At 75.3% G+C, this 8,453-nt stretch carries 10 protein-coding genes; 6 read left to right on the top strand and 4 right to left on the bottom strand.

The window, feature by feature from the left end; all coding sequences use genetic code 11:
• From folP to RI554_09200, 3 genes are all read left to right on the top strand, one after another.
• On the top strand, positions 1 to 1,278 hold a 1,278-nt coding region (folP, locus tag RI554_09210), incomplete at its 5' end, for a dihydropteroate synthase (GenBank protein ID MDR9392191.1).
• 26 nt (positions 1,279 to 1,304) lie between these two features.
• Positions 1,305 to 1,820 carry a 2-amino-4-hydroxy-6-hydroxymethyldihydropteridine diphosphokinase gene (folK, locus tag RI554_09205; protein MDR9392190.1) on the top strand — a complete coding sequence of 172 codons (516 nt, stop codon included), beginning with the start codon at positions 1,305 to 1,307 and terminating at the stop codon, positions 1,818 to 1,820.
• Between the two features lie 12 nt (positions 1,821 to 1,832).
• Entirely contained in the window at positions 1,833 to 2,537 is a 705-nt protein-coding gene (locus tag RI554_09200) for a metallophosphoesterase (protein MDR9392189.1), read from the top strand.
• Positions 2,538 to 2,544: 7 nt separating this feature from the next.
• On the opposite strand, the gene RI554_09195 is transcribed toward RI554_09200, so the two are convergent.
• A complete protein-coding gene (locus RI554_09195; protein MDR9392188.1) occupies positions 2,545 to 2,979 on the bottom strand; it encodes a DUF2203 family protein in 435 nt (144 codons plus the stop codon).
• A 261-nt stretch (positions 2,980 to 3,240) separates the two neighbouring features.
• Here RI554_09195 and RI554_09190 point away from each other — a divergent pair, with 261 nt between their 5' ends.
• Genes RI554_09190 through RI554_09180 form a run of 3 tightly spaced genes read left to right on the top strand, consistent with a single transcriptional unit; the run spans position 3,241 to position 5,858 of the window.
• A complete protein-coding gene (locus RI554_09190; protein ID MDR9392187.1) occupies positions 3,241 to 4,446 on the top strand; it encodes an acetate/propionate family kinase in 1,206 nt (401 codons plus the stop codon).
• On the top strand, positions 4,443 to 5,324 hold the full coding sequence (locus tag RI554_09185) for an ROK family protein (protein ID MDR9392186.1): 882 nt from the start codon (positions 4,443 to 4,445) through the stop codon (positions 5,322 to 5,324). The genes RI554_09190 and RI554_09185 overlap by 4 nt, the downstream gene beginning before the upstream one ends.
• A gap of 9 nt (positions 5,325 to 5,333) precedes the next feature.
• Positions 5,334 to 5,858: a DUF5698 domain-containing protein gene (locus RI554_09180; GenBank protein MDR9392185.1), complete on the top strand. Its 525-nt coding sequence runs from the start codon at positions 5,334 to 5,336 to the stop codon at positions 5,856 to 5,858.
• Between the two features lie 15 nt (positions 5,859 to 5,873).
• Here the strand turns inward: RI554_09180 and RI554_09175 are convergent, their stop codons facing one another.
• From RI554_09175 to RI554_09165, 3 genes are all read right to left on the bottom strand, one after another.
• On the bottom strand, positions 5,874 to 6,566 hold the full coding sequence (locus RI554_09175; GenBank protein ID MDR9392184.1) for an amino acid ABC transporter permease: 693 nt from the start codon (positions 6,564 to 6,566) through the stop codon (positions 5,874 to 5,876).
• A gap of 68 nt (positions 6,567 to 6,634) precedes the next feature.
• On the bottom strand, positions 6,635 to 7,411 hold the full coding sequence (locus tag RI554_09170) for a transporter substrate-binding domain-containing protein (protein MDR9392183.1): 777 nt from the start codon (positions 7,409 to 7,411) through the stop codon (positions 6,635 to 6,637).
• Between the two features lie 188 nt (positions 7,412 to 7,599).
• Positions 7,600 to 8,238 (bottom strand): hypothetical protein, encoded by a 639-nt coding sequence (locus tag RI554_09165; protein MDR9392182.1) that lies wholly within the window; start codon positions 8,236 to 8,238, stop codon positions 7,600 to 7,602.
• Between the last annotated feature and the right edge of the window lie 215 nt (positions 8,239 to 8,453).

Here is an 8,453-nt window from a genome sequence, read left to right as displayed (position 1 = left end):
CCGCCCGGCCCCCACCCCGCCCCGAACGAGGCGTCCCCCGAGGACGCTCCCCTGCACGTGCTGCGCGCGCGCCGCGCCCTGCCCGGCGCGGAGCGCGACGGGGACGGGTGGCGTCTGGCGTGGCGGGGTGCGCGCCTCATGGCGGTCGTGAACGTCACGCCCGACAGCTTCAGCGACGGGGGGCGCCACGACGCCCCCGACGCGGCGGTCGCCGCCGGGCGGCGGGCCTGGCGCGACGGCGCCTGGATCGTCGACGTCGGGGGGGAATCGACCCGGCCCGGCGCGGCGCCCGTCGATCCCGCCGAGGAGATCCGCCGGGTCGCGCCGGTCGTGGAGGCGCTCGCCGCGACGCGGGAGGGTCTGGTGAGCATCGACACCCGGCATGCGGAGGTGGCCCGCGTCGCGCTCGACGCCGGTGCGCACCTGGTGAACGACGTCGGGGGGCTCCGCGACCCGGCGATGCGGGCCGCCTGCGCCGACGCCGGCGTGCCCGCCGTCGCGATGCACATGCGCGGCGAGCCGCGCACGATGCAGGACGCCCCGGCGTACGACGACGTCGTCGCCGAGGTCGAGGCGTTCCTCCGCGCGGCGCGCGACGTCGCCCTCGCCGACGGCGTGCCCGACGTCGTCCTCGATCCCGGCTGGGGGTTCGGGAAGCGCGACGCCGACAACCTCGCGTTGTTCGCGGCCCTGCCGCGCTTCGCGGCGCTCGGGGCGCCGGTCCTGATGGGGGCGTCGCGCAAGGGGACGATCGGCCGGCTGGCGGACGTGCCGGACCCCGCCGATCGCGACCCTGGAAGTCACGTGGTGCACGCGGGCGCAGCGCAGCTCGGAGCGGCGCTGGTGCGGGTGCACGACGTGCCGGGCGCCCGGCAGGCGCTGGCGGTCGCCGCCGCGCTCGACGCCGCCCGCTGGGCGGCGGGCGGGGCGGGGCGCGTGACGCTGCACGGGATGCGCTTTCACGGGCGCCACGGCGTGTTCCCCGAGGAGGCGGAGACCGGGGCGCGGTTCGACGTCGATCTCGAGGTCGGGGTCGCCTTCCCGGGCCGCGACGAACTCGACGCGACCGTCGATTACGCGGCGCTGCAGGCCACGGTCCGGCGCGAGACGGAGGGCGAACGCTACGCCCTCATCGAGACGCTCGCGGAGCGCATCGCGGCCCGCGTGCTGGTGGAGCACCCGCGCGTCGACGACGTGCGGGTGCGGGTCCACAAGCCCGATGCGCCGTTGCCCGGCGTGGTGGGGGACGTGACGGCGGAGGTGCACCGTCGCCGCTGAACGCCTGCGCGCCCGCCGAGGGTGCGGTGGCTGAGGGCGCGGACCTCGTCGTCGCGCTCGGGGCGAACCTGGGTGACCCGGCGCGGACGCTTCCGCGCGCCGCGGAGGCGCTCGCGGCGCTCGGGGGCGTCGAGGCTCGTTCGCGGATCTACCGCACGACGCCGGTCGGGGGGCCGCCCGACCAACCGGACTACCTCAACGCCGTCGTGCGCCTGCGTGCCGGGCCGGGGGCCGCGACGCCGGAGGCGGCGCTGGCGGGGTTGCTGGCGATCGAGGTGCGCTTCGGACGGGAGCGGCGCGTGCGGCACGACGCGCGGACGTTGGACCTCGACCTGATCGCGTACGGCGGCGTGGTGCGGGCGTCCCCCACGCTGACGCTGCCGCACCCCGAAACGATGCGCCGCGCGTTCGTGCTGGTGCCGCTCCTGGACGTCGCGCCGGACTGGCGCGACCCGCGCTCGGGCGTTCGCGCCGCCGACGCCGTCGCGGCGCTCGACCGGTCGGGCGTCACCGCGTCGGGCGTGGCGTGGGGGCCGGGGTAGACTGCCGCCCGCATGCGCGTCCTGGCCATCGGCGATCCCCACCTGTCGCGCCGCGACCCGAAACCCATGGACGTCTTCGGGCCGCACTGGGCCGGCCACCCGGAGGCGTTCTTCGAGGGGTGGCGGGCGGTCGTGCGGGACGACGACCTGGTGCTGGTGCCGGGCGACGTGTCGTGGGCGTTGCGGTTCGACGCCGCCCTCGACGACCTCCACGATCTCGCCGCGTTGCCCGGCCGCAAGGTCCTCCTGCGCGGCAACCACGACTACTGGTGGCCGGCGATCGGCAAGCTTCGTGCCGCCCTGCCGAGCGGCACGTGGGCGGTGCAGAACGACGCCGTCCGCATCGACGGCGTCGTCGTCGCGGGCACCCGCGGGTGGACGTGCCCCGGCAGTCCCGGCTTCACCGACGAGGACCGCAAGATCCACGCGCGCGAGCTCGGGCGGCTCGACCTGTCGTTGGCGGCGGCGCGCGACCTGGCGGAGCCGGGCGACGTGCGCATCGTGATGCTGCACTTCCCGCCGACGAACCCGGCGTTGGAGGCGTCGGGGTTCCTGGAGCGGATCGCGGCGTTCGCGCCGGACGCGCTCGTGTACGCGCACGTGCACGGCGCGACGCCGCCCGCCTCGCCGGTCGTGCCGGGCGTTCGGGTGGTGTTCGCCGCGGCGGACGCGTTGGGATTCCGTCCGGCGCTCGTGTGGCCGCCGGACGGCGCCTGAGGGCGCGTCAGGCGCGGGGGTCGGACGCGCCCTGCGGGGCGTTCTCGTCGCGCGGCGTGGGGGTGACGTCGCCGACGTCCAGGGGGTACGTCGTCGCGTCGCCGGTCAGGCGGTGGTAGCGCGTGACGGCGTGCTCGCCGCGTTCCCAGACGAGGTGCACGATTTCGCCCCCGACGCGGGCGGGGAACTCCACGACGCCGGCCTCGAGGTCGGGGACCTGCACGCCGAGGCGTTCGAGGTCGCGTCGGGCGTCGTGGGCCGCGCCGGCCAGGAAGCCGATCTCCTGGCGGAGCGCGAGCGCTTCCGCGGCGTCGCGCCGAGCGTCGCGGGCCCGGGCGTGCGCGTCGCGAAGCTCGCGGACGGCGGTCTCGAGCGCCGTGAGGCGTTCGTCGACGGCGTCGAGCAGGTCGTTGGCGGTCTCCACGGTGAACAGTTTGAACATGCCTCACCTCCGCTGCATGCAGGCTATCCCCGCCCCCACCCCCGCGTGGTGATGCGTACCACATAACCTGCGTCCGGGGGACTCAAGGCGCGGGGGCGGGAGGGGTGGGGGTGGCCTCTCGTCCCGTCCCGGGCCGGGACGGGCCCGCCGCCGGTGCGGCGGCGCGGGGTGCGGCGCGTTGGTACACTGCGCCGCTGCGCCGGGCGCCGCCCGACCCCCTCGGGCCGAACGCGCCCCGCGGCGCGGCGGAGGTGGGAAGCGGTGAACGAAGCCCCCCGATCGACCGACGCCCCCCGATCGACCGACGCGCCGGTCCTCGTCGTCAACGCCGGCAGCTCCAGCCTCAAGCTGGCGCAGGTGCCCGGCGGGCCGTCGGTCCTGGCGGAGCGCATCGGTCGCGACGACGCCCGCGTCGCGGTCCGCGACGGCGGCGAGCGGGTCGGGCCGCTCCCGGACGTGGCGGCGGCGTTCCGCGCGGCGCTCGACCTGGCGGGCGACGCCCTCGACCCCCGCGCCGTGACGCGCGTCGGGCACCGCATCGTGCACGGCGGCGAGCGCTACACCGCCCCGGTCCGCCTCGACGACGCCACCCTCGCCGACCTCGACGCGCTCGCCCCGCTCGCACCGCTCCACGTCCCCGCGAACCTCGCCGGCGTCCGCGCGGCCCGCGCGGCGTTGCCCGCCGCGGAGCACGTCGCGGTGTTCGACACCGCCTTCCACGCCGACCTTCCGCGGCGCGCCTTCCTGTACGCCCTCCCCATGGCGCTGTACCGCGAGCACGGCATCCGCCGCTACGGCTTCCACGGCACCAGCCACGACGCGGTCTCCCGCGACCTCGCGCGGCGCCTCGGACGCCCGCGCGAGGCGCTCCGCATCGTGACGCTGCACCTCGGCAACGGCGCCAGCGCCGCCGCGATCCGCCACGGCCGCAGCGTCGACACCAGCATGGGCTTCACCCCCCTCGAGGGCCTCGTGATGGGGACCCGCGCGGGCGACGTCGATCCGGGCGTGCCGTTGCACCTGCTGCGCACCGGCATGGACGTCGACGCGCTCGACGCCCTCCTGAACCGCGAGTCCGGCGTGTGGGGCCTGTCCGGGGTCTCCAACGACCTGCGCGACGTGTGGCGCGCTGCGGACGCCGGGAACGACGACGCCGCGGCGGCGCTCGAGGTCTACGCCTACCGCATCCGCAAGACCGTCGGCGCCTACGCCGCCGCGATGGGCGGCCTCGACGCCCTCGTGTTCACCGGCGGCGTGGGGGAGAACGACGCGCGGATGCGGGCCCGCGTCGTCGAGGACCTGGCGTTCCTCGGCGTGACGCTCGACCCCGAAGCGAACGCCGTGCACGGCCCCCGCATCGCGCGCCGGGAGGCGGACGTCGAGGTGTGGGCCCTCCCGACCGACGAGGAGGGCCGCATCGCCGACGCGACCCGCGCCCTCCTCGAGGGCCGCGAGGACGGCGCATGATCACGCTCGGGATCGACCTGGGCGGCACCAAGATCGCGGCCGCCCTCGTCGAGGACGGCCGCATCCTGACGCACGAACGCATCGCGACGCCCTCCGGCGGGCAGGGGGCGGTGTTCGACGCGATGGCCGACGCCGCCACCCGCCTGATGGGGTCGGGCGGCCGCGCGGAGCGGGTCGGCGTCGGCTCGCCCGGTCCCCTGGACCTGGACGGCGGCCGGGTGTTGTTCGCCCCCAACATCCCCGGGATGGAGGACGCACCGATCGTGGCGGCCCTCGCCGAACGCCTGGGGCTCCCGGTCGTGCTCGAGAACGACGCGAACGCGGCGGGGTACGCCGAACACCTCTACGGCGCCGCCGGCGACTGCGACGTCAGCGTCTACGTGACGCTGTCGACCGGGATCGGCGGCGGCCTGTTCGTCGGCGACCGGGTGCTGCACGGCGCGCACGGCGTGGCGGGGGAGATCGGGCACGTCACCGTCCTGCCCGGCGGGCCGGTCGGGGGGGAGGGGCACGACGGCAGCCTCGAAGCGCTCGCCAGCGGACGCGCCATCGCCCGCGACGGGACGTTCGCGCTCGGTCGGCCGGTCGACACCGCCGAGGTGGTCGGCCTCGCCGCGGCGGGCGACGCCAAGGCGGAGCGCATCGTCGCGAACGCCGCGCGGTTCACCGGCATCGGCCTCGCGAACCTCGTGAAGGTGTTCGACCCCGACGCGTTCGTCGTCGGGGGCGGCCTCGCCGCGGCCGAGGGCTACCTCGCCCGCGTCGACGCCGCCATGCGCGACTACCTGCACGGTTGGCCCACGCCGCCGCTGCGCCCCGCCCGCCTCGGGACGGACGCCGGCGTGGTCGGCGCCGCCGCGGTCGCCGCGCGAGGCTGAGGGGGCCGCATGGAGCTCGCGCTGGCTGCGGCCTCGATCTTTCTCCTCCGCATCGCCGACGTCGCGCTCGGGACGCTCCGCATCGGGTTCCTGGTGCGGGGCCGCCCCTGGATCGCCGGGGTGCTCGGCTTCGCCGAGAGCCTCGTGTGGCTCCTGGCCGCCGCGCAGGTCCTCACGAACCTCGATGCGCCCCTCCAGTTCGTCGCCTACGCCGCGGGGTACGCCGCCGGCACGGTGGTCGGCGTGCAGGTGGAGCGCTGGGTGGCGGTCGGCGACATGCTGATGCGCATCGTCGCACCGGTCGACACGATCTCCAGCGCGCGGGCGTTGCGCGACGCCGGGTTCGTCGTCACGGAAATGAACGCCGAGGGCCGCAACGGGCAGGTCCGCGTCGCCTTCTCGGTGTTGCCGCGACGCAAGGTGCGCAAGGCGCTGCGGATCGTGCAGTCGGTCAACCCGGACGCGTTCGTGACGTTCGAGGGGACGACCCCCACCCGCATGACGCCGTTCCCGCCGGAGCGCCCCCGCAAGTGACCGCCGGCCGGCGGTTCAGACGGAGCCGCGGTACGGCCGGTTGTAGTACGCCTCGAGGCGGTTCACCCCGAGCGACGCGAGGTTGCTGAGCGCGAGGTACACCATCGCGATGCCGATGTAGACCGGGAACGGGCGGAAGGTGCGCGAGACGACGTTGTCCGCCTGGAACAACAGGTCGTGCACGCTGATCACGGTCACGAGCGTGGAGTCCTTGATCAAGGAGATGAACTGGTTGCCGAGCGCCGGGATCGCGAGCCGCGTCGCTTGGGGCAGCTGCACGAAGCGGAAGTTCTGCACTCGGCTCAGCCCGAGCACCATCGCCGCTTCGCGTTGTCCGGGTGGGACCGACGCGAAGGCGCCGCGGATGATCTCGGAGAAGTACGCGCCGCCGTACAGGCTCATCCCGACGGTGCCGGCCTGGAAGGCGCTCTCCCAGGAGAAGAAGGGCAGGGTCGGGAGGCCGAACCAGAGGATGAACAACTGCACCAGCAGCGGCGTGCCGCGGAAGAACTCGACGTAGGCGATCGCCATGAGCTTCACCGGCCAGAAGCGCGACATCCGCCCGAGGGCGGACGCGAGCCCCAACGCCAGGCCGAAGGTCCCCGCCAACAGCGTCACTGCGGCGGTGACCTGCGTGCCCTCCCACAGGCGCCCCAGCGTCGTGGGGGTGAACACGGTCGTGAACAGGTCTTGGACGTAGGCGATCATGCCGACTCCTCACGAGAGCGCGGCCGACCCACGAGGGGCCGACCGCGCGACGACTCTGGGTAGCGCCCTCAGTTCGGGGGCGTGACGATGTCGAGGCCGATCCAGCGCTCGCTGAGCACCTGCATCGTACCGTTCTGCTGCAGCTCCTGCAGCGCCAGTTCGAGGAGGCGCTTGAAGCCCGGCTGCCCGTCGGCGATCGTGATCCAGGCGTTCTCCTGGAAGACGAGCCCACCGAGCGGCTCCATGGTCATGCCGGCGGTCTGGAACGCCTGGCTGCCGACGATCGGGTTCGTGAAGATCGCTTCGGCGTTGCCGGCCTGGATCGCCTGCAGCGAGGTCGGCACGTCGGCGTACGTCGCGGTGTTGTCGCCGTAGCCGTTGTCCTCCAGCCACTGCTGGTTCGTCCCGCCGCGATCGACGGCGATCGTGCCGCCGTCCTCGATCAGCGCTTCGAACGAGTCGTACGGGCTGTCGGCCGGCACGAAGAACTGTCCGCCGCCGTAGTAGTAGGGGATGTCCAGGTAGGTGACCGCCTGCTCGCGCTCGGGGGTGCGGGCGTGCGACGCGATCGAGGCGTCGAAACGGCCGGCCTGCACGCCGCCGATGATCCCGCTGAACTCCGCCTGAACGATCTCCACCTCGACGCCCAGCAGGTCGCCGAGCTCGTGCGCGGTGTCGGCGTCGAAGCCGATGATGGTGCCGTCCTCGGCCGGCATCGAGAACGGCGGGTAGCCGCCCGACATCGCGACGGTCAGGACGCCGTCCTCGATCGGGGTCTGCGCGAGGGCGGCTCCGCCGAACGCCACGGCGGCGAAGGACAGAGCAATCGTGAGGGCTCGGTGCATACGTCGTCTCCTTACGTGAATGGAGAACCGCGGGGTCGCGCGGCTCCGGAACGATGCGCGCGGCAAACCGCCGCGCGGCCCGCGGGTGGGACATGCGACGAGAACGGCCCGCTGGGTCGACCCGTTGTGTACCACTCCCCGGGCGGCTCGTCAAACGGAGTGCCGCCGTCATGCACGAAGCCGGAAGGCTATGCAGGGCGCGTGAGCGCCCCCTCGACGTCGACGAACCCGGACGCCCCCGCGACGTCGTCGGCGTGCACGACGGTGCCCCGCGCCGGGGGCACGACCGAACCGCCCGCCCGCAGGCGCCGGACGATCGCCTCGTCGGCGAAGTCGTCGGCCCACGTCGCGCGCAACGCCAACAGCGCCGGCCGACCCCGCACCGCGACGCGCCCCGCCGCCCCCAGGCGCCGCACCCGCACCGTCGAGGGCAGCGGCCGCAGGGCCTCGTAGAACGCCTCGACGAACAGGTCCATCAGCGCGTGCTCCGCGATCAACGCGCGCGCCGCGGGCGCGACGTCCTCGACGTCGTCCTCGTCCGGATCGGGCCCCGCGACCCCGTCGAACAGCGCCTCGAGGCGCGGCGGGAGGCGGTTGAGGCGGTAGAACGCCGCCTCCACCGACGCCGGGACCCACACCCGCGGGGCCAACGGCGTCGTCGCCGCCGCCGCGCGCAACGCCTCGACCTCCGCGCGGCCCGCCGGCCCGGCGACGTCGCGGTCGGGGTGCGGGGCGCCCGGGTGGTCGGCCCCCAACGCCGCGACGTCGTCGGGGGGCGGCGCGGTGGACGCCGGCCGCGGCCGCTCGGGGGAGGGGGGCGTCGCCATGCCGGGAGGGTACCCGACCGCCCGCGCCCCGCCCCCCGTGGTAGCCTTCGCGGCGTGAGCGAGCGCCCTCCAGCACGGAAAAAGCGCAGCTCGGCCGCGGCGGCCGGCACCCCCCCGGCCGGCGCGACGCCGGCCCCCCGGGCGGGGGCCGCCCCCTTGGGGCCGGGCACGGCGATCCTCGCCTGGACGGTCGCGCTCGCCCTCGTCGCCCTCAC

The sequence above is a fragment of the Trueperaceae bacterium genome (assembly GCA_031581195.1).
GTDB lineage: Bacteria > Deinococcota > Deinococci > Deinococcales > Trueperaceae > SLSQ01.
This window is presented reverse-complemented; position numbering and strand designations above follow the sequence as displayed.

Bases quoted from the DNA above. Each gene is read 5' to 3' on its own strand.
- RI554_09200 (MDR9392189.1), top strand. From the start codon at position 1,833: ATGCGCGTCCTGGCCATCGGCGATCCCCACCTGTCGCGCCGCGACCCG.
- RI554_09195 (MDR9392188.1), bottom strand. From the start codon at position 2,979: ATGTTCAAACTGTTCACCGTGGAGACCGCCAACGACCTGCTCGACGCC.
- RI554_09185 (MDR9392186.1), top strand. From the start codon at position 4,443: ATGATCACGCTCGGGATCGACCTGGGCGGCACCAAGATCGCGGCCGCC.
- RI554_09180 (MDR9392185.1), top strand. From the start codon at position 5,334: ATGGAGCTCGCGCTGGCTGCGGCCTCGATCTTTCTCCTCCGCATCGCC.
- RI554_09175 (MDR9392184.1), bottom strand. From the start codon at position 6,566: ATGATCGCCTACGTCCAAGACCTGTTCACGACCGTGTTCACCCCCACG.
- RI554_09170 (MDR9392183.1), bottom strand. From the start codon at position 7,411: ATGCACCGAGCCCTCACGATTGCTCTGTCCTTCGCCGCCGTGGCGTTC.
- RI554_09165 (MDR9392182.1), bottom strand. From the start codon at position 8,238: ATGGCGACGCCCCCCTCCCCCGAGCGGCCGCGGCCGGCGTCCACCGCG.